We start from the raw sequence: 1,463 nt of genomic DNA on the forward strand, positions 1-1,463 counted from the left end.
TGTGATGCAATGTGGTAACTTTGCGCATTATCCTTCTCCGCTGGAGCGCATTACTCATGGAACGCACGCATCGTATCGATCTGAAGTTACTGCGTTATTTTCTGGCAGTCGCAGAAGAACTGCATTTTGGACGTGCGGCTGCTCGCCTGAATATGTCACAACCCCCGCTAAGTATTCATATCAAAGAGCTGGAGCAGCAGCTCGGCACACTGTTGTTTATCCGGCATTCCCGTAGCGTGACGTTAACCCACGCCGGGAAAATCCTGATGGAAGAGTCACGCCGCCTGTTATCCAGCGCTAACCAGGCGCTGGCACGCGTGGAGCAGATTGGCCGCGGTGAGGCAGGGCGAGTCGAACTGGGCGTAATAGGCACGGCGATGTGGGGAAAAATGCGCCCGGTGATGCGGCGATTTTTGAAAGAGAACCCGAACGTTGAGGTTCTGTTTCGCGAAAACATGCCGGCAATGCAGATGACGCTGCTGGAGCGGCGTGAGCTGGATGCGGGGATTTGGCGGATGGCGACAGCACCCTCGCCCGGATTTACCAGCCTGCGCTTGCATGAGTCTTCATTTTTGGTGGCGATGCCGGAAGAACATCCGCTGAGCGCTCGTGACGCGGTGCCGCTGGAAGCGCTGCGTAATGAATATTTTGTCACGATGCCTTCCATTCATACTGACTGGGCATTTTTGCAGCGAGTGTGCCAGAGCGCCGGATTTTCACCGATGATTATTCGTGAGGTGAGGGAGCCACAAACGGTGCTGGCGATGATCAGTATGGGGATTGGTATTACGTTAATTGCAGATAGTTATGCGCAGATGAACTGGCCTGGCGTGGTATTCCGCCCGCTGGAAGAACGCATTCCTGCTGATTTATATATTGTGTATGACCAACAGCAGGCAACACCTGCGCTGGAGAAACTGGTTGGGGCATTGACGATGTGATGTGTGCCGGATGGCGACTGACGTCTTATCCGGCCTACAACGACGTAGACTGTTGGCCTGATAAGCGCAGCGTATCAGGCAGAGAATGGCTGAATTGTTAAATTCTACGCATAGCAAAAAGGCGCCTTTAGGGCGCCTTTTTACATTGGTGGGGCGTGCAGGATTCGAACCTGCGACCAATTGATTAAAAGTCAACTGCTCTACCAACTGAGCTAACGCCCCGAAGTGGTGGGTGATGACGGGATCGAACCGCCGACCCCCTCCTTGTAAGGGAGGTGCTCTCCCAGCTGAGCTAATCACCCACTTCGGTACTTCATATTTTTACAGAAAATCCAGCTGGCGAGAAAGTGGTGGGTGATGACGGGATCGAACCGCCGACCCCCTCCTTGTAAGGGAGGTGCTCTCCCAGCTGAGCTAATCACCCACTTCTCAATTTTCTGTTCTACACGGCGGAGACTACATAAAGTAGTTGGTGGGTGATGACGGGTTCGAACCGCCGACCCCCTCCTTGTAAGGGAGGTG

At 53.8% G+C, this 1,463-nt stretch carries 1 protein-coding gene and 3 tRNA genes; 1 reads left to right on the forward strand and 3 read right to left on the reverse strand.

From position 1 onward, the window contains the following. Positions 1 to 56: 56 nt before the first annotated feature. The gene (locus FDX01_RS11100) at positions 57 to 941 is read left to right on the forward strand and encodes a LysR family transcriptional regulator (RefSeq protein WP_096756263.1); all 885 of its coding nucleotides are present in this window, start codon (positions 57 to 59) and stop codon (positions 939 to 941) included. Positions 942 to 1,087: 146 nt separating this feature from the next. Here the strand turns inward: FDX01_RS11100 and FDX01_RS11105 are convergent. The 3 genes from FDX01_RS11105 to FDX01_RS11115 form a co-directional block, all read right to left on the reverse strand. Next, a tRNA-Lys gene (locus tag FDX01_RS11105) sits at positions 1,088 to 1,163 on the reverse strand. A 4-nt stretch (positions 1,164 to 1,167) separates the two neighbouring features. Further along, positions 1,168 to 1,243 (reverse strand) — tRNA-Val (locus FDX01_RS11110). 46 nt (positions 1,244 to 1,289) lie between these two features. Then, positions 1,290 to 1,365 (reverse strand) — tRNA-Val (locus FDX01_RS11115). Between the last annotated feature and the right edge of the window lie 98 nt (positions 1,366 to 1,463).

It is taken from the genome of Citrobacter sp. wls613 (assembly GCF_005281195.1).
In the GTDB taxonomy this organism is placed as follows: Bacteria; Pseudomonadota; Gammaproteobacteria; order Enterobacterales; family Enterobacteriaceae; genus Citrobacter; species Citrobacter gillenii.

Coding starts and splice junctions, on each gene's coding strand:
- FDX01_RS11100 (WP_096756263.1), top strand. CDS start 57: ATGGAACGCACGCATCGTATCGATCTGAAGTTACTGCGTTATTTTCTG.